Source organism: Streptomyces sp. TLI_55 (genome assembly GCF_900206255.1).
GTDB lineage: Bacteria > Actinomycetota > Actinomycetes > Streptomycetales > Streptomycetaceae > Streptomyces > Streptomyces aquilus.
Genome location: NZ_OAOJ01000002.1, coordinates 267074 through 283810 on the forward strand (window position 1 = coordinate 267074; position 16737 = coordinate 283810).

Below are 16737 nucleotides of genomic sequence, written 5' to 3' on the forward strand. Positions count from 1 at the left end.
GTACGGGCCGGTGCCCCACGCCCCGCGCGGTGTGGGGCACCGGCCCGTACCTCTCCCGGAGAACGGCATGCGGACGTGCGCATTCGGCGCGGCGCGCGCACCGACGGCAGCCGGACCCGGCGCCGCCCATTGCCGGACCTTGTCCGGCTCCGCTGCCGCCGCGACGGTCAGCTGCTTTCCGGCTCCGCGACGAGGGCGGCGGCGGCCTGCTGCGCGAGCCAGTGTTCGGTCTCGTCCCAGGACCAGCCGTGTTCCGCGACGAACAGGCGCCAGGACGGCAGACCGAACAAGAACCACAGCATGTCGGTGGCCCGCTCCTGGCTCAGACCGGGGCGGAGCGCGTCCAGCTCCGCCAGGCGTTCCGCGAGCACACCGAGCGCTTGGCGGTAGGCGGCGGCCACCTGGTGGAGTTCCTCCTCGACGGTGTGCTCCACGGCGGCGGCCGTGATCATGACCTGGACGATGTCGAGATGACGTTCGTTGTCCAGACGCACCCCGTGTGCCATGGCGTTGATCGCGGTCCTGGCGTCCGTCGCGGAGCGGACCTCCTCCAGCGTCCGTTCGACGACCGGATCGTCCACTCCGCGGTTCATCAGGACGGTGAGGATGGCGGACTTGCCGCCGGTTCTCGCGTACACCGTGGGCACCGCGGTCCCGGCCTCCCGGGCGATGTCGCCGATGGTGACCTGCGCGTACCCGTCTCTGACGAAGAGCCGCAGGGCGGTGTCGAGAATGGTCGCCCGGGTAGCCGCGGCGGCTTCCGCCCGCTTGTCGTTACGGTACGGTCGCCGTCGGCCGCTGGTCCGCGCGCTCATGTGTTCCTCTCCGGGCCCGGCCGCTTCATCTCTGCACTTCCGCCCATAATGCCCTGCCGCCCCCGAGGCGCCCGAGGAGTGGGAGGGCAGGAGAGGCAAGAGAGGCAAGAGAGGCAAGAGGGACAGAAGGAGCAGGGGGCCTTTCAGGGACGCCGCCCGGCCTCGGCGCTGGATGCCGGAGTGGGCACACCTACAGTGCTCGAAACGTTTGCTGTACTTTCAACGGAAAGGGCACATCAGAGACACGTGTGATCTCATGGTGGTGTGTCCGTAACCGGTCAGGGGCGGTGACCGCCCAGGTCGCGCCGCTTCACAGCAGGAGGCTCTGTGCTCACCGCGTTCCTTCAGGCGTTCAAGACACCTGACCTACGCAAGAAGCTGCTCTTCACACTGGGCATCATCGTGGTGTACCGGATCGGTACGCATGTCCCGATCCCGGGCGTCGACTACACGGCCGTCCAGGAATGCGTCTCACAAGCCTCCGGCAACCAGGGCCTGTTCGGGTTGGTCAACCTCTTCAGCGGTGGCGCGCTGCTGCAGATCACGATCTTCGCGCTCGGCATCCTGCCGTACATCACGGCGAGCATCATCCTGCAGCTGCTGACCGTTGTGATCCCGCGCCTGGAAGCCCTCAAGAAGGAGGGCCAGGCCGGCACGGCGAAGATCACGCAGTACACCCGCTACCTGACCGTCGCGCTCGCCATCCTGCAGGGCACCGGCCTCGTCGCCACCGCCCGCAGCGGCGCGCTCTTCTCCGGCTGCACGCTCGCGTCGTCCATCGTCCCGGACCGCTCGATCTTCACCACCGTCGTCATGGTCATCACCATGACCGCGGGCACGGCGCTCGTGATGTGGCTCGGTGAGCTCATCACCGACCGCGGCATCGGCAACGGCATGTCGATCCTGATGTTCATCTCGATCGCCGCCACCTTCCCGTCCGCGCTGTGGGCCATCAAGAAGCAGGGCACCCTCGGCGGCGGCTGGATCGAGTTCGGCACCGTCATCGCGGTCGGCCTGGTCATGGTCGGCCTGGTGGTCTTCGTCGAGCAGGCCCAGCGCCGCATCCCCGTGCAGTACGCGAAGCGGATGATCGGCCGCCGCGCCTACGGCGGCACGTCGACGTACATCCCGCTCAAGGTGAACCAGGCGGGCGTGATCCCGGTCATCTTCGCCTCATCACTGCTCTACATCCCGGCCCTCGTGGCGCAGTTCGCGAGCGGCAACCCCGGCTGGAAGACCTGGATCGAGCAGAACCTGACCAAAGGCGACCACCCGATCTACATCGCGGCGTACTTCCTGCTGATCGTGTTCTTCGCGTTCTTCTACGTCGCCATCTCTTTCAACCCGGACGAGGTCGCGGACAACATGAAGCAGTACGGCGGCTTCGTGCCCGGTATCCGGGCGGGCCGGCCGACCGCGCAGTACCTGTCGTACGTGCTCACCCGGATCACCTGGCCGGGTTCTCTGTATCTGGGGTTGATCGCCCTCGTCCCCACCATCGCGCTGATCGGCTTCGGGGCGACGAACAACTTCCCGTTCGGCGGCACCAGCATCCTGATCGTCGTAGGTGTGGGTCTGGAGACCGTCCGGCAGATCGAGAGCCAGCTGCAGCAGCGCCACTACGAGGGCTTCCTCCGCTGAGCGACGGCTCACGGCAGTTCCTATGGATGCCGGAAGACGCTCGTGAGCTCACGCGCATCACTGATCATGGCGGGCCAGTAAGTGGACACATCGGGCAGCTCCGGCGCCGCGTCGGCGGTGTCGGCGGCGAGGTCCCCGTCGTAGTAGCTGCCGGTGGCAAGGGTCAGCTTCACGACCGCGGCTCCGTCGAGCACCCTGAGCTCGGTGTGCTCGAGATCCTTGGCGATCAGGAAGGCCTCATCGCCGAGATCCGCCACCCTCTTCACCTTGTCCGCCGAGACGACACCCGAGTCGGTCACCCTCCGGTCGGCTTCGAACTCGTCACGGGGATCGGTCTTCTTGTGCAGTGCCACGGAGACACCGATGGCGGTGGTCACCGCCCAGTGTCCGCCCGCGACCTCGGATCTTCTCTGGAAGAACAGGGAGCAGTGGAGCTGGTCGAGAGCCGGGTGCTTCAGCACCTCGTCCTCGGTCGAGTCGGGCACGCTCTTCAACGCCAGCGCCTTTTGCAGCGACGCCAGCCGTGCCGATCTGCACGACTTCTGGTCCAACCGGTAGCCGCGCAGATCAGGGTCCTGATGACTGGGGGAGAGAAGGAAGCCCGCGCCCCAGAGCACGGACGCCACCGACGCGCCCCCCAGCGCCCACAACCAGGACTTGCGCCGCCGGAGGCCTGGGGGAGACTGCTGCACGACGTCGCCCTCGACCTCGCGGGACTCCCGCGAGGCGAACCCCTCCGCCATCTCCGGCTCGGAGATCACTGGACCACCTCATCCTCATCACACGTGTGAGTAGCGATGATCGCACAGCCGTAGATCTTCTCGGCCCACACCACCGTACGGACCGAGGGCTATGCGGGGTTGCAGCTACTCAACGACAAGGGCGAGGACGTCAACCCACGTGGTCCGCGACCGCGGCCGGGCCGCGCTGATCACTGGGGAGTCGTATCGGTTGCCGGGGAACCGACCAAGGCTGAAAAGAACCCCGTGCCGAGCGGTCGGTGCCGCCGCTGGTGGCGGGCGCGGACAGGGACCGTCAGGCCGGGACCACCCGGTAGCTCAGCATCGCCCAGGGAAGGTTCGTCTGCGTCAGCGAGCCGCTGCGCCACGGGAAGGCCCCGGTGCAGCCCGGACCGGAGTACAGCTCCAGGGCGGCGGAGCCGGAGGCTATCTGCACTGACCGGGCCGCCGTCGTCAGCGTGTGACAGGTCCCCAGGTCACCGAGGTCGACCTCGGTGACCGTGCCCGTCCCGGTGGGGCCCGAGTAGAGGTACGCGCCCTCTCGCAGTGCCGGCCAGTCGGCGGCGGCCGCCGACTGGGCGCCGACGCCGATCAGAGCGGCCGCGAAGGCCGCGGCGACTGCACCGCGGAGTCTCGTCCTGGAGGGGGACATGTGATCCGTCCTTTCCTGTCGTGTGATGACTTCACCACGTGCTCCGTCGCACGTGCCCGCCAGACTCTTGCACGTTCAACCATGCACGGGAGAGAGTAATACCGGCCACCTCACACATGTCCATGGCAACCGAAAATCCTCGCACACGTGGGGCCCGCGCGCGGGCGGAGTCCGCCTCAGAGGATCCGTGAACCTATCCCACCCGAAGACACGTGTTGGATGTGAAAACCCAGCCGCGCTCCTCTCCACCGTGCCGCGTACCCGCGGGACGCGTGCACGCGGCACGGAGGCCGCACGATGACGACTCTCGCCGAGGCGATCGGACAGACCCTCGCCGACGACGGCGTACGACACGCCTTCGGCGTCGTGGCCAACGGCAACGTCCTCGCCGTCGCCGGTCTCACCCGGCACGGCATCTCCTACCTCTCCGCACGCCATGAGGGCGGGGCGGTAGGCATGGCGGACGCCTACTACCGGACCACCGACGAGGTCGCGGTGTGCACCGTCGGCGCGGGCCAGGGGCTGAGGAATGCCGCCACGGGCTTGGCCGACGCGGTCAAGCACCGCAGCGGTGTCCTGCTGCTGTGCGGTGACGTGCCCGGCACGGGGCCCCGCCGGATCGACGTCGACCAGGACGGCTTCCTCGACTCCCTCGGCGTACCCGTCGTCCGGCTGACCGACCTCGCCACGGCCCGCACCGACATCCTGCGCGCCCTGCGACTGGCCCGCACCGAGCAGCGTCCGGTGGCCCTGTGCCTGCCACAGGACCTGGTCACGGTTCAGGTCACCGAGCGGACACCGGCCGACCGCCTCTCGCGGCGCCCACGCCGGATGGCGGCGGACCCCGCCGGGACGGCCGCGGCCCTGGAGGCGCTGGACGCCGCCCGACGGCCCCTGATCCTGGGCGGCCTCGGCGCCTGGCGTTCCGGGGCCGCCCTACCCCTTACCGAACTCGGGGACCTGCTCGGCGCGCTCCTCACGACCAGCGCCATGGCCGCCGGTCTCTTCGCCGGCAACCCCTGGTCGCTGGGCGTGTGCGGCGGATTCGCCGCGGCACGCGCCGCCGAGCTGATCAGCCGGGCCGATGTCGTGCTCGCCTTCGGAGCGAGCCTGGACCACTGGACGCTCGCCGACGGCGGGCTCCTCGCCCCCAACGCGGTGCTCGTCCAGGTGGACACCTGGCCCGCCCCCACCACCGACCGCGTCGACATCCATGTGACCGGCGACGCCGCCGAGGCGGCCGCGGCTCTTCTCGACGGGGTCCGGGCGCGCCCCCTGCCTCGGCACACCTGGCGTGAGGAGGTCACCGACCGGATCGGCCACCTCCACTGGGACCCGGAGCCTTCGCAGCGGCATCCGCGAGCGACCGGACCGACCCGCGCATCCTGACCCGCCGCCTGGCCGGCCTGCTGCCCGAGGAACGTCCCCTCGTCACCGACGGCGGCCACTTCATCGGCTGGCCCGCCATGTAACTGGACGGTCCCCGACCCGGCCGCCCACGTCTTCACTGGAGCCGCTTTCCAGAGCGTCGGCCTCGGTTTCGCGGGCGCGGTCGTCCTCGGCGACGGCGGAGCGCTCACGGGGCTGCCTGCACTCGGGACCCTGATCCGCACCGGACGCCCGGGCCTCGTGGTGATCTACGACGACGGCGGCTACGGCTTGGAGGTCGGCCTGTGCGGCGACCGCGGCGCCGACCCCCCGACTCGGCGCCGTGCGGCGCCACCGACTTCACCGCCACGGCCCGCGCTCCTCGACTGCAAAGCCGCCCCGGCGTCGTGGCCGTCTGCTTCGCCGAGCCGACCATGCTCATCACCGGCCGGCCGCAGACCGCCCGGAGCGACCGAAGCGACCGGCACCGTCACACAGCACATGGCGGAACCTGGTAACGGCTGTTACCATGCTCGTATGGCAAAGACTCAGTTGGGTGCCCGTGTCGACGACGAGGTCGCCGAGCTGGCCAAGGCCCGTGCCAAGGACCGGGGCCTGAGTGTCGGCGACTACATCGCCGCCCTCGTCCGGGAGGACACCGACGGGCTGCGCGCCCGCGGTCTGGACGCCGCCCGCCGTTTCCTCGACGAACACCAGGCCCTCTTCGACGAGGCCGAGGACGCCGACCGTGCCGCCGCCCCGGGAGCCCACGCCGCCTGATGGACCTGCACATCGACGTCCCCTGGATCCTCCAGGTCGCCGAGATCGCCGGCGCCCGCGACCCCGCCCCCGACGACTACGGCATCCCGGTCGCCGCCGTCGCCGCCCACCGCGCCGAACTCCTCGACCAGCCGGTCTACGACGGCCCCTACGCACGCGCCGCCGCCCTCGTCCACGTCCTGGGCCGCTGCCGCTGGCTGGAACGCTCCAACATGGCCGTCGCCGCCGCCACCGGCGTCATGTACCTGGAAGCCTCCGGCATCCCCCTCAAGCCCACCCGCGACGACGCCCTCGCCCTGCGCGAGCTGCTCCGCGACCCCGCCTGCACCACCGCGAGGATCGCCGCCCAGCTGCGCACCTGGCCCACGGCCACCTGAAGGGGCGGTACACCACGGCGCGCGGTGAACTCGGGGAAGGTGACCTGGTCGAAGCCGGTCTCGTCGGCCAGGTCCGCGCCGACGTGGCTGCGCCCACCCCGGCCGCTGCACCGCGGCCCCAGATGCGACTCAGCCACGTGTGAGGCGGAGCCAGGGGCTGAAGGGACTGGAATTCCGCATTCCGATCGCCTCGGATCGCGTGGTCAGTCCTCGAGGAGGTGCGCGCGACCGAACAGAACCGCGGCGGCCCTGCCCGTGGGCGTACCGGAGTCGGGATCTGCACCGGCCCGCCGCAGGACCTTCACCACGTCGTCCGCGCCCTTGAACAAGGCGCCCGCGAGAGGCGACTGGTCCCGGGTGTTGCGCAGGTCCGGGTCGGCACCCGCCCGCAGCAGGGCCCGTACGGTGTCGGCGTGGCCGTGATAGGCGGCCAGCATCAGCAGGGTGTTGCCGGCCGCGTCGCACACGTCCACCGGGAGCCCGTGCGCCACGAACTCCCCCAGTTCCTCGGTACGGCCCTCCCGGGCCAGGTCCAGAGCGACGGCCACGACACGTTCCGTCTGCTCAGCGGTCAGACCGCCGCCACTGGTCATGCGCGTATCCGTTTCCGGTCAGTTGGCCGCCAACGCCTCGATCGCCTTACGGACGCCCTCGCCGTAAGCCGGGTCGGCCTGGGTGCAGTGGGCGATGTGCCGCTCCACGGTCTGCGGCGAGGCGCCGTTGATCGCGCGCGCCGTGTTCTCGAAGAGGACCTGCCGCTGCTCCGGACTCATCAGCCGGAACAGGTTTCCGGGCTGCTCGAAGTAGTTGTCGTCGTCGGCACGGAAGTCGAAGCGGTCGGCGACGGCTCCGACGGCCTGGCTCGGCTCTCGGTAGGCGGACTGCTCCTGCCAGCGGCCGTAGGAGTTGGGCTCGATGCCCGGGGTGGCTCCCTGGTTGCCGTCGACGCGCATGGCGCCGTCGCGGTGGTAGGAGTTCACCGGGTTGCGCGGCGCGTTGACGGGGATCTGGTGGTGGTTCACCCCGAGGCGGTAGCGCTGGGCGTCGCCGTAGGAGAACAGGCGGCCCTGGAGCATGCGGTCGGGGGAGAAGCCGATGCCCGGCACCACGTTCGCGGGGCTGAAGGCGGCCTGCTCGACGTCCGCGAAGTAGTTGTCGGGGTTGCGGTTGAGCTCCCACTCGCCGACCTCGATCAGCGGGTAGTCCTTCTTCGACCAGACCTTGGTGAGGTCGAAGGGGTGGAAGCGGTAGGTCTCCGCGTCGGCCTCCGGCATGACCTGGATGAACAGCTTCCACTTCGGGAAGTCGCCGCGCTCGATTGCGTCGAAGAGGTCGCGCTGGTGGGACTCCCGGTCCTTGCCGACGAGCGCCTCGGCCTCGGCGTCGGTGAGGTTCTTGATGCCCTGCTGGGTGCGGTGGTGGAACTTGACCCAGAACCGCTCGCCCTCGGCGTTGACCAGGCTGTAGGTGTGCGAGCCGAAGCCGTGCATGTGCCGGTACGAGGCGGGGATGCCGCGGTCGGACATCACGATGGTGACCTGGTGCAGGGCCTCGGGAAGCCGGGTCCAGAAGTCCCAGTTGTTCTCCGCGTCGCGCAGGTTGGTGCGCGGGTCGCGCTTCACCGCGTGGTTGAGGTCGGGGAACTTCAGCGGGTCGCGGAAGAAGAACACCGGGGTGTTGTTCCCGACCAGGTCCCAGTTGCCCTCGTCCGTGTAGAACTTCAGGGCGAAACCGCGGATGTCCCGCTCGGCGTCGGCCGCGCCGCGCTCACCGGCGACGGTGGAGAACCGGACGAACAGGTCGGTCCGCTTGCCGACCTCGGAGAAGATCTTCGCGCTCGTGTACCGGGTGATGTCCTGGGTCACCGTGAAGGTCCCGAACGCTCCGGAGCCCTTGGCGTGCATCCGGCGCTCCGGGATCACCTCACGGTCGAAGTGGGCGAGCTTCTCCAGGAACCACACGTCCTGAAGGAGCATCGGGCCCCGCGCACCGGACGTCAGCGAGTTCTGGTTGTCGGGAACCGGCGCGCCGGCAACCGTCGTCAACGGCCTCTGGTTGTCCTCGGGCAAGGCGGGCTCCTCGATATGTGTTTCATGATTCGTGCCGACACACATCCTATGTAGGAACATATCTCCGTCAAGGTGCGATCCGGTACACACATGTCTATTGCCACAGGTTCCTGCCGACGCGCGCGGTCCTGCCCTCACACCGAGGCAGCGGCCTCAGACCGCGGCCAGCGCCTTTGTCGGCGGCAGCCCGGACGCGCGGACAGCGGGGTACACCCCTGCCACCATCCCCACGACGACCGCCCCCAGCACACCCGAGACCAGCGCCGACGGCGGGAACACGACGGGCCAGGACTGGGAGACGGCGTACCCGGCCGCCCCCGCCGCCCCGAGCACGGTCCCGGCGCCGCCGCCCAGCGCGGACAACGCCACCGACTCCGCCAGGAACTGCCCCCTGATCTGCCGACGGCTGGCCCCCAACGCGCGGCGCAGGCCGATCTCGCGCCGCCGCTCCAGCACCGAGACGACCATGGTGTTGGCCACGCCCACACCCCCCACGAGCAGGGCGATGCCCGCAAGCCCCAACAGCAGCACCGACAGGGTCTGTTCGGTGGCGCGCTTGGCGCCCAGGGCGTCCGAGGGGCGGCTGACCTGGACCAGTCCCGGCAGTTGCGGATGGACGGTGGCCGGCAGCACGGCACGCACCGCCTCGATCTGCGCCTCGCGGGCCGTGACGTAGACGACTGTCGGGTGGCCGTCGAAACCGAGCCGGTCCCGGGCCGCCTTCCAGCCGACGAGGACGGCGCTGTCGAGGTCGGGGGCGAGTGGCAGCGGGGCGAGGATGCCGATGACGGTGAACCAGTGGCCGCCGATGTAGACCTGCCCCGGTTCGTGGCCGGCCCGCACCCGGTCGAAGCCGAGGCGGGACGCGGCCCGGAAGCCCAGCACCACGGTCGGGAAACGGGCCGTCGCCGACGACAGGAACCTCCCGGAGCGGACCGTGCCGTGCACCGCCCCGAGCAGGTTCGTGCGCGTGGCCAGGACGCTGATGCCGGACGCGTCGGCCGAGTCGGCCCGGTCCGAACGCAGCACCGTCGTATGGGTGTTGGCCACCGCACTGGCACTGGTCACCGGTCCGATGCGGGCGGCCATGGCGTCCGCGTCGGCGGGCAGGACCACCGGGGGATCGCTGTCCGCCTGCGGGGCCACGCGCAGCATGTCCGTGCCGAGCGCGGACAGCTGGTTCATCAGGGCCCGCTGACTGGAGGCGGGCACAGCCGTCACGACGACGAGCGTCGCGATGCCGATGGAGATGCCGAGCGCCGACAGCGCGGCCCGCGGTCCTCGGGTCCGGATGCCCAGCAGACCGAGCCGGAGGATGTCGGAGAACGCCAGCCGGACCGGGCGCGGGCCATGCGTGGCAACCGTACGCCTCATACGGCACCCACCTCACACACGTCGTCCGTGATACGGCCGTCCCGCAGCTCCACCCGGCGGGGCAGCCGGGCGGCGATGTCCCGGTCGTGGGTGATGACGGCGATGGTCGTGCCCTGCGCGTTCAGCTCGACGAGCAGATCCAGTACGGCCGTCCCGTTGGCCGCGTCCAGCGCACCCGTCGGCTCGTCCGCCAGCACCAGCGCGGGACGGTTGACCAGGGCCCGCGCGATGGCGACCCGCTGGCGCTCGCCCCCGGACAGCTGCTGGGGGAGGTGCGTGTGGCGGTGCGCCAGCCCGACCCGGTCCAGTGCCTCCCGGGCCAGTGGCCGGCGTCTGCGGCGCGGGACGCCGGCGTACAGCAGGCCGGTGGCGACGTTCTCCGTGGCGTCCAGCCCGTCGGTGAGGTGGAAGTGCTGGAAGACGAACCCCAGCGACCGCGCGCGCAGCGCGGACAGCTGACGGTCGCGCAGCGTGCGCACGTCGTGCCCGCCGACGCGCACGGTGCCGGTCGTAGGGCGGTCCAGGGTGCCCATGATGTGCAGAAGCGTCGACTTGCCGGACCCGGACGGCCCGACGACGGCGAGGAGTTCGCCCTCCGTGACCCGCAACGACACCCGGTCCAGCGCGGTGACACCGCCGGGGTGGCGTTTGGTGACGTCGTCGAGCACGAGAACGGGCCCCGGGGAAGCGGCAGTCGGGGCGAGGGCGCTCATGAGGCCGTCACCACCTTGCTGCCCTCGGTCAGGCCCTTGCCGCTGACCTCGACCAGGCCGCCCGCGAACATGCCCGTCCGCACCGCGATCAGCGTGCCGTCCGGGCGTTGCAGGGCGTACCCGCCCTCGCGCAGGGCGAGCAGCGCGCTCACCGGGACGGCGAGCACCCCCTTGCGGGTGGTGGTGTCGAACCTGACCTGCACCGCCGCCGCGTCCAGGGCGCGCACATCCGCGGCCCGGTCGGGGACGACGCTCACGTCGACGGTGGCCGGTCCGGTCTGCGCCGCGGAGTCCGTGGTGCCTCCGCCCTGCACGGTGCGGGCGAGCGCCGTGACCGTACCGGCGACCGTCCTGCCGTCGGGCAGCGTGATCCGCGCCTTGGCACCGGCCTTGATGGTCCCTACGTCGGTGGCTTCCACCGGCACGGTGACGGACTTGGCGGCCGAGGTGTAGGTCAGCAGCGGCGCGTCGGCCGGGTCGCCGGGCTGCGCCTGGACGGTGTCGACCCGCACCGGGCCGGGCAGCACCACGGCACGGCCCGGCACGAGCGTGCCCGTGGCATCCTGCCCGGTGTCGTGCTGCCACCGCTTGAGCGCCGCGGCCAGCGCGGGAGTGAAGTCCTCGCCCGCGCCGCTGTACCGGGACGACCCGACGGGCCCGGTGTCGTACCCCAGGGCCCGCAGGTTGTCCCCGAGCACGCTCACGTCATGGCCGCGCACCCCCGTCTTGGTCAGGGGACGGAAGAACGGGGTGGCGCCGAAGAACACCGGCACCGGCCGGTCGTCGACCCGGTACAAGGCCTGGCCCCTGACGGCACGGGCGCCCGGCTTCGGCAGCGCGGTGACCACCCCCTGCCCGGCGCCCTTCACCACATGCGACCTGCCGAAGCCGAGGGTGCCCGGCAGGGTGCGGCTGTCGGAGAGGTCGGTCCTGGTCACCGTCGCCGTCCGCACCCGCAGCGGGGCCGCGGCCGCGCTGCCCCGATCCGTGTGGGCGCCGCTCCACACCACCGCCCCGGCGCCCGAGAGACCCACGACCAGCAGGACGCTCAGCGCGGCCACCGTCTTACCGCGTCGTGCCACCGAACGCCTCCATGGTGCAGCTCTTGTCGACCTCGGTCTGACGGGTCTGGCTCATCGTGGTGTCACCGTCGTACGTCCAGCCCGAGTTGTCGGGCAGCGCGTGGACCTTGAGCCCCTCGCGGTTCAGGCACTTCACATAGGCCCGGTAGTCGTCGTCGTAGTGCGGATTCGTCGACCGCTCCAACTCGGGCGGCTGCAAAGGCAGTTTGCCGGCGCAGGCCTTGGTGGCGGCCTTGGCCGTGGGGCTCTGGTCGGTGTCGTCGACGGAGTCCGGGCCGCGTTGCGGGAGCATCTTGTGCCCGTGGTCCTTGAGGCAGGTCGCGTAGAGGTGCCAGTAGTGGTCCCGTTCCGCGTCCGAACTGTCCAGCCGCAACTGGGGTCGTCCGGCGTCCGCGTCGGGCGCGACGCTCACGCCCGCCTGTCCGGCCGGGGCACCGCTCTGGAGGGAGGCCACGTCCTGCCGCTCGCGCTGGGAAGCGTCATCGGTGGAATCGCCGCAGCCGGTGAGCAGGAGGGCGGCGCAGGACAGGAGAGCGGCGGCGCCGAGCACACGGCCGCGGCGGGCAAGGGTGGGGTCGGTCATGGGCGCCATGGTCCGCGCCGTGTGTCGGGAACCCGTCAGGATCCGTTGCCGGTCCCTTCGTACTGCGTCGTCGGCTGCCGTGCGCACACGCACGCACGACCAGCCCATACGATCCGGACCGTTTGCCGACAGCATCCCGACTTCGTCTGCCTACGCTCCCGCACATGACGCAGACCTCCAGCCGCGCAGTCGGCCGTCGGAACCGGATACGCAGACACCCGCGCCGAGGCCTCGGCCTCGTCACGGCGGCGCTGGCCACCGGTATCGCCCTGGCCGCCCCCGCCCCCGCGGCGACTTCCGCCGACGTCGCCGTCCACCCGCAGGCGGTCAGCACGGCGCAGCAGCGGGCCGTGCTGAACTACTGGACGCCGGATCGCATCGCCGCTCTCACCGAGCCGTCCTCGCCCGACCAGGCGCCGAAGAGCGGTCCGGACGGGGCGCCCTGGACCGGTTCCGACGCCCTCGCCCGGACCGTGGGCAGGCTGTTCTTCACCGACCACGGTGAGGACGCCAGTTGCACCGCCACGGTCGTCAAAAGCGCCAACCGCAGCACCGTGGTGACGGGCGGGCACTGCGTGAACAGCCCGGACCTGCTCGGCGAGGACAACCAGTGGACGACGAACGTGATGTTCGTCCCCGGCTACCGTGACGGCCGCGCGCCGTACGGGAAGTTCGTCGGCAGACTGGGCGTGGCCGACACGACCTGGCTGCGGTACGACGCGATCGACTCGCGCAGGTACGACGGCCACGACCAGGCGTTCGTCGTCCTTGCCCCCGACTCCCGGGGCCGCGCCGTGCAGGACGTGGTCGGTGCCGCCCAGCGCATCGCCTTCGACCGGCCGGGCGACCGGACGGTGCGCGAGTTCGGATACCCGCGCTCCGCGTCCGACCCGGCGCGCCAGGGTCTGCCCGAGTACACCGGCGCCCGGCTGGCCTTCTGCGTGGGCCCCGCCCGCGAGGATCCCGGCACGTCGGACTTCCCGGAGCCCGAAGGCGAATGGGGCACCGCCTGTGTGATGGGCGGCGGTGCCAGCGGCGGGCCCCGCATCGCCGATCTCGACCCGGTGAGCGGCCTCGGCACGGTCGTCGGCACCAACACCCACAGCGCCCTGCTCACCGCCGCCGGCGAGGTGTGCGCCGACCTCGACGCCCCGGGCTGCAGCCGTCACCTGGTCGGCCCCCAGTTCACCTCCCCGATCACCCGTCCGCTGTACGAGACCGCCGCGCACGCGGACTGAGTGGCCCCGGGCAGCGTCGGGCAGGCAACCGCAGCGAGAACACCGACCCCTGCCCGACCACGCTCGACACCTGCGCGCCGCCACCATGTGCCTCGGCGAGTTTGCGGACGATGGACAGCCCCAGCCCGCTGCCTCCGCTCTGTCGGCTGCGCGACTTGTCCGCTCGCCAGAACCGGTCGAAGACCTTCGGCAGGTCCTCGGCGCTGATGCCGGCCCCGGTGTCCTCGACACGGATCACCACGTCGTCGCCCTCCTGGTCCGCGGACAGGGTGACCGTGCCGCCGGCCGGTGTGTGCCGTACCGCGTTGGACACGAGGTTTCCGACCGCCTGCCGCAGCCGCATCGGATCGGCCGACAGCACGAGCCCCTTTCCGGCCCGTACCCGCAGCTCCACCCCCGCCGACCCGGCGCCTGCCTGGTGGGCGCGGGCGACCTGGCCGAGCACCGCCGCCGCGTCGACGTCCTCCGGGTGCAGTCTCAGCGCGCCGGCGTCGGCCGCCGAGAGGTCGCGCAGGTCGTCGATGATGTGCTGGAGCAGCATCGCCTCCTCCAACAGCGAGGAGACCAGGCTCGCGTCCGCGGGTACGACACCGTCCTCGACGGCCTCCAGCCAGCCTCGGACGTTGCTGACCGGCGACCGCAGCTCGTGCGCGACGTCGCTCACCAACGCCCGCCGCAGCTCCTCCAGTTCCTGGCGCCTGCTCGCCATCAGGTTGAACGCCACGGCGAGCCTGCCGAACTCGTCGTCACCGGCCACCTCGACCCGCGCGCTCTGGTCACCGTCCGCCATGCGCTGGGCCGCGCCGGTGAGGGCCCGCAGCGGACGGACCATCCGGGTGCCGGCGACGAAAGTGACCGTCACCGTGGTCAGGAGCACCGTGACGGTCACACCGGCGATACGCATGCGGTTGGCGCCGGACAGGTCGAAGAACGTGGCGATCTTCCGGTCGGGAGCGGTGGCGAAGAGCAGAGCGGGCGGTGCCACATAGGGGTCGAGCTGCTCGCGCCGCGCGGTGGCGACACAGGCCGTCACCGCTCGGGTGTCGGGTGTGCCGCGAACGTCGACGGGAACCCAGGTCAGATCGTCGGACAGTTGCACCGACGGGGCGTGACGGTCACCGAGACAGTCGTTGACGAGCCCGTTCAGCTGGGCGAGGGCCCGGCTTTCGGACCGGGTGGGCCGCAGCAGCTCGTCGACCCCGCAACGGTCCCCGGTGTCGAAGGCACGGCCGGCGAGCTCGACCTCGGGCCGGCCGTTCGGTGCCCGTGTCACCTCGACGTCCTGCGACGGGTCGCCCCGCAGGCACGCCGTGACGCGGGACGCCCTCGCGTCCAGGTCGCTCCTCTCCCGGCGGCTCAATCGGAAGGGCCCGACCGCGCGCGGGTCGATACGGTCGGCGGCCAGGCCGGCAGACGTGCCGTCGAGGGCGCGGGCCAGCGTGGTGTCCACGGCCAGCGCGTCGACCGTCGCGGACGCCCTCGACGGCAGCGTTCCCGCCCTGCCCCCGCCCCCGGAGTCCGCCAGCAGATGGCGGCCCGCGTCGGTCACGGTGATCCGTCGGCCGGTCCGTTCCGACAGGGCACGCACCGTCGGCCCGACGCCGTCCCAGTCCGGATGCGTGGCCGCGAACCCGACAAGGGTGTCGTAGATCCGTGCGTCGTCGGCGAGCACCTGTCCCCGCTCGCGTCCGATGGCCACCGCGGTGAGGCTGACGACCAGCCAGGTCGTCGCGACGATCGAACACAGCGAGACCAGCGCGGACAATCCCAGCAGCCGCGAGCGCAGACTTCTGCGCAATGCCAGGTCACCGCGCACGCGCACCGCCCCCGCCGGGAGCGGCGTCGTCCCCCGGACGGAGCTCGGCGATCTTGTAGCCGACCCCGTACACGGTGAGGAGCAGCCGGGGCCGGGAGGGATCGGGCTCGATCTTGCGGCGCAGGTTCATGACGTGTCCGTCGACCGTACGGGTCGTCACATACCTGTCGATGCCGTGCAGATGCTCCAGGATCTGCTTCCTCGTGAACACCCGACCCGGCGCCGACGCCAACATTTCCAGCACCCGGAACTCGCCGGGAGTGCACTCCGTCAGCCGTCCGTCCACCCGCAACTCGAACCGAGCGGGGTCGACTGCCAGCGGCCCCACCGCGAACACCCGCTCGCCCTGCCCGCCGTCCCCGGCATCGGCCGCGGCCCGGAGACCGGCGCGCCGCAGCAGGGTGCGGACGCGGGCGACCAACTCGCGCGGGCTGAAGGGCTTGGTCATGTAGTCGTCCGCGCCGAGATCGAGCGCGAGCAGCAGGTCGTCCTCCTCGGCCCGCGCGGTGAGCATCAGCACCGGCACATCGGACTCCCTGCGCAGCACCCGGCACACGTCGAGCCCGTCCACGCGAGGCATCATCCAGTCCAGCACCACAAGATCGGGCAGCTGCCGCCGGATCTCGTCCAGGGCGGCCCGTCCGTCGTGGACGACACCGACCGCATGGCCCTCCCGCTCCAGATAGCGGCGGATGAGATCGGCCTGCTTGGGATCGTCGTCGGCGAGCACCACGTACGCACACATGTGGTCATCGTAGGAACCGCGGCAGCCGCCGCCTCACTGCCGCGGCGAAACCGGGCCGGAGGACACCGGAAGGCGACAGGATCCCGACACGTTCCCGACATTCCGGGACCCGGCCGTCGGACAGGGGCCCGGCCGGGCCCGTCAGCACGTGTCAGACCCCGGGGTCACAGGGCCACTTCTGGATGGACTGGATCCGGTTGTCCCACGAGCCGAGACCGCTGTACCAGCCCCACGCCTGGATCTTGAAGGTGTTGCCGGCCCCGTAGGCGTATTCGGCGCCGCAGAACGCCGTGCCGGTCTTGTTGATGACGGACGAGATGTTGCTGCCCAGGAAGCCGTAGTACTGGCTGATGTTGTTGAGCTTCCAGACGTCGGCCCAGGGAACGCCGATCCCACTGCCCTGGTAGTTGCCCTGGTCCCAGATGCACAGGGCGTACTGGCTGCCGCACTTGTCGGACCCGGAGCCGATCCAGGCGTCCGCCGACGCCGAACCGGCGGTGCCGAGTGTGATGGTCGCGGCGGCCGCACCCGCCATCGCAAGGGTGGCGAGTCGTGTCCCGAGGTGTGCCATGTCCAACCGTCCTTCCCTGTCTCCGCTCCCGCTGCTCGGAAGTGGATCAACGTCGCACAGGGAACACGGTGGGGCGGCACGGGAAGGTTCACCCCGAGTCCCAGCGGCGGAGACGGACCGCCCTTGTCGCTCGCCGTTGTCACCGACGGGGTGGGAGCATGCACGAGAGCGCT

At 71.0% G+C, this 16737-nt stretch carries 17 protein-coding genes; 5 read left to right on the forward strand and 12 right to left on the reverse strand.

The annotated features are described in order from the left end of the window. Window positions 1-167: 167 nt before the first annotated feature. Window positions 168-815, reverse strand: coding sequence for a TetR/AcrR family transcriptional regulator (locus tag CRP56_RS44085; protein ID WP_097275474.1), 648 nt, complete (start codon window positions 813-815; stop codon window positions 168-170). A 327-nt stretch (window positions 816-1142) separates the two neighbouring features. Between CRP56_RS44085 and secY the strand changes: the two genes are divergently transcribed. Further along, the gene (gene secY / locus CRP56_RS44090; protein WP_097275476.1) at window positions 1143-2456 is read left to right on the forward strand and encodes a preprotein translocase subunit SecY; all 1314 of its coding nucleotides are present in this window, start codon (window positions 1143-1145) and stop codon (window positions 2454-2456) included. A gap of 20 nt (window positions 2457-2476) precedes the next feature. On the opposite strand, the gene CRP56_RS44095 is transcribed toward secY, so the two are convergent. Beyond that, window positions 2477-3217 carry a hypothetical protein gene (locus tag CRP56_RS44095; RefSeq protein WP_097275478.1) on the reverse strand — a complete coding sequence of 247 codons (741 nt, stop codon included), beginning with the start codon at window positions 3215-3217 and terminating at the stop codon, window positions 2477-2479. A 274-nt stretch (window positions 3218-3491) separates the two neighbouring features. Continuing rightward, window positions 3492-3848 carry a hypothetical protein gene (locus CRP56_RS44100; protein WP_097275480.1) on the reverse strand — a complete coding sequence of 119 codons (357 nt, stop codon included), beginning with the start codon at window positions 3846-3848 and terminating at the stop codon, window positions 3492-3494. A gap of 297 nt (window positions 3849-4145) precedes the next feature. Between CRP56_RS44100 and CRP56_RS44105 the strand changes: the two genes are divergently transcribed. From CRP56_RS44105 to CRP56_RS44115, 3 genes are all read left to right on the forward strand, one after another. Next, window positions 4146-5237: a thiamine pyrophosphate-binding protein gene (locus CRP56_RS44105; RefSeq protein WP_097275482.1), complete on the forward strand. Its 1092-nt coding sequence runs from the start codon at window positions 4146-4148 to the stop codon at window positions 5235-5237. Window positions 5238-5753: 516 nt separating this feature from the next. After that, on the forward strand, window positions 5754-5996 hold the full coding sequence (locus CRP56_RS44110) for a hypothetical protein (RefSeq protein ID WP_097275484.1): 243 nt from the start codon (window positions 5754-5756) through the stop codon (window positions 5994-5996). Beyond that, window positions 5996-6373: a fic family toxin-antitoxin system, toxin component gene (locus CRP56_RS44115; RefSeq protein ID WP_097275486.1), complete on the forward strand. Its 378-nt coding sequence runs from the start codon at window positions 5996-5998 to the stop codon at window positions 6371-6373. The genes CRP56_RS44110 and CRP56_RS44115 overlap by 1 nt, the downstream gene beginning before the upstream one ends. A 203-nt stretch (window positions 6374-6576) precedes the next feature. Here the strand turns inward: CRP56_RS44115 and CRP56_RS44120 are convergent, their stop codons facing one another. The 6 genes from CRP56_RS44120 to CRP56_RS44145 all read right to left on the reverse strand — a co-directional run bounded on the left by CRP56_RS44120 (window position 6577) and on the right by CRP56_RS44145 (window position 12194). Next, window positions 6577-6966 carry an ankyrin repeat domain-containing protein gene (locus tag CRP56_RS44120; RefSeq protein ID WP_097275488.1) on the reverse strand — a complete coding sequence of 130 codons (390 nt, stop codon included), beginning with the start codon at window positions 6964-6966 and terminating at the stop codon, window positions 6577-6579. Window positions 6967-6984: 18 nt separating this feature from the next. Further along, on the reverse strand, window positions 6985-8442 hold the full coding sequence (locus tag CRP56_RS44125) for a catalase (RefSeq protein ID WP_097275490.1): 1458 nt from the start codon (window positions 8440-8442) through the stop codon (window positions 6985-6987). A gap of 153 nt (window positions 8443-8595) precedes the next feature. Continuing rightward, window positions 8596-9816 (reverse strand): ABC transporter permease, encoded by a 1221-nt coding sequence (locus tag CRP56_RS44130; protein WP_097275491.1) that lies wholly within the window; start codon window positions 9814-9816, stop codon window positions 8596-8598. After that, window positions 9813-10529 (reverse strand): ABC transporter ATP-binding protein, encoded by a 717-nt coding sequence (locus CRP56_RS44135; protein ID WP_097275492.1) that lies wholly within the window; start codon window positions 10527-10529, stop codon window positions 9813-9815. Before CRP56_RS44135 ends, CRP56_RS44130 begins: the two co-directional genes overlap by 4 nt. Next, on the reverse strand, window positions 10526-11611 hold the full coding sequence (locus CRP56_RS44140; protein WP_179851381.1) for a hypothetical protein: 1086 nt from the start codon (window positions 11609-11611) through the stop codon (window positions 10526-10528). The genes CRP56_RS44135 and CRP56_RS44140 overlap by 4 nt, the downstream gene beginning before the upstream one ends. Further along, the gene (locus CRP56_RS44145; RefSeq protein WP_097275494.1) at window positions 11595-12194 is read right to left on the reverse strand and encodes a hypothetical protein; all 600 of its coding nucleotides are present in this window, start codon (window positions 12192-12194) and stop codon (window positions 11595-11597) included. The genes CRP56_RS44140 and CRP56_RS44145 overlap by 17 nt, the downstream gene beginning before the upstream one ends. A gap of 164 nt (window positions 12195-12358) precedes the next feature. On the opposite strand from CRP56_RS44145, the gene CRP56_RS44150 reads away from it, so the two are divergent. Then, complete coding sequence (locus CRP56_RS44150; RefSeq protein ID WP_097275495.1) at window positions 12359-13432, forward strand: trypsin-like serine peptidase; 1074 nt, start codon at window positions 12359-12361, stop codon at window positions 13430-13432. Here CRP56_RS44150 and CRP56_RS44155 read toward each other — a convergent pair. The 3 genes from CRP56_RS44155 to CRP56_RS44165 all read right to left on the reverse strand — a co-directional run bounded on the left by CRP56_RS44155 (window position 13392) and on the right by CRP56_RS44165 (window position 16564). After that, the gene (locus CRP56_RS44155; protein ID WP_257042269.1) at window positions 13392-15230 is read right to left on the reverse strand and encodes a sensor histidine kinase; all 1839 of its coding nucleotides are present in this window, start codon (window positions 15228-15230) and stop codon (window positions 13392-13394) included. The two genes, CRP56_RS44150 and CRP56_RS44155, sit on opposite strands and share 41 nt — an antisense overlap. A 7-nt stretch (window positions 15231-15237) precedes the next feature. Further along, complete coding sequence (locus CRP56_RS44160; RefSeq protein WP_097275496.1) at window positions 15238-15993, reverse strand: response regulator transcription factor; 756 nt, start codon at window positions 15991-15993, stop codon at window positions 15238-15240. A gap of 151 nt (window positions 15994-16144) precedes the next feature. Then, complete coding sequence (locus CRP56_RS44165) at window positions 16145-16564, reverse strand: hypothetical protein (RefSeq protein ID WP_097275497.1); 420 nt, start codon at window positions 16562-16564, stop codon at window positions 16145-16147. Between the last annotated feature and the right edge of the window lie 173 nt (window positions 16565-16737).

Bases quoted from the DNA above. Each gene is read 5' to 3' on its own strand.
- CRP56_RS44085 (WP_097275474.1), bottom strand. From the start codon at position 815: ATGAGCGCGCGGACCAGCGGCCGACGGCGACCGTACCGTAACGACAAG.
- CRP56_RS44165 (WP_097275497.1), bottom strand. From the start codon at position 16,564: ATGGCACACCTCGGGACACGACTCGCCACCCTTGCGATGGCGGGTGCG.
- CRP56_RS44110 (WP_097275484.1), top strand. From the start codon at position 5,754: ATGGCAAAGACTCAGTTGGGTGCCCGTGTCGACGACGAGGTCGCCGAG.
- CRP56_RS44130 (WP_097275491.1), bottom strand. From the start codon at position 9,816: ATGAGGCGTACGGTTGCCACGCATGGCCCGCGCCCGGTCCGGCTGGCG.
- CRP56_RS44120 (WP_097275488.1), bottom strand. From the start codon at position 6,966: ATGACCAGTGGCGGCGGTCTGACCGCTGAGCAGACGGAACGTGTCGTG.
- CRP56_RS44160 (WP_097275496.1), bottom strand. From the start codon at position 15,993: ATGTGTGCGTACGTGGTGCTCGCCGACGACGATCCCAAGCAGGCCGAT.
- CRP56_RS44100 (WP_097275480.1), bottom strand. From the start codon at position 3,848: ATGTCCCCCTCCAGGACGAGACTCCGCGGTGCAGTCGCCGCGGCCTTC.
- CRP56_RS44135 (WP_097275492.1), bottom strand. From the start codon at position 10,529: ATGAGCGCCCTCGCCCCGACTGCCGCTTCCCCGGGGCCCGTTCTCGTG.
- CRP56_RS44115 (WP_097275486.1), top strand. From the start codon at position 5,996: ATGGACCTGCACATCGACGTCCCCTGGATCCTCCAGGTCGCCGAGATC.
- CRP56_RS44145 (WP_097275494.1), bottom strand. From the start codon at position 12,194: ATGACCGACCCCACCCTTGCCCGCCGCGGCCGTGTGCTCGGCGCCGCC.
- CRP56_RS44105 (WP_097275482.1), top strand. From the start codon at position 4,146: ATGACGACTCTCGCCGAGGCGATCGGACAGACCCTCGCCGACGACGGC.
- CRP56_RS44150 (WP_097275495.1), top strand. From the start codon at position 12,359: ATGACGCAGACCTCCAGCCGCGCAGTCGGCCGTCGGAACCGGATACGC.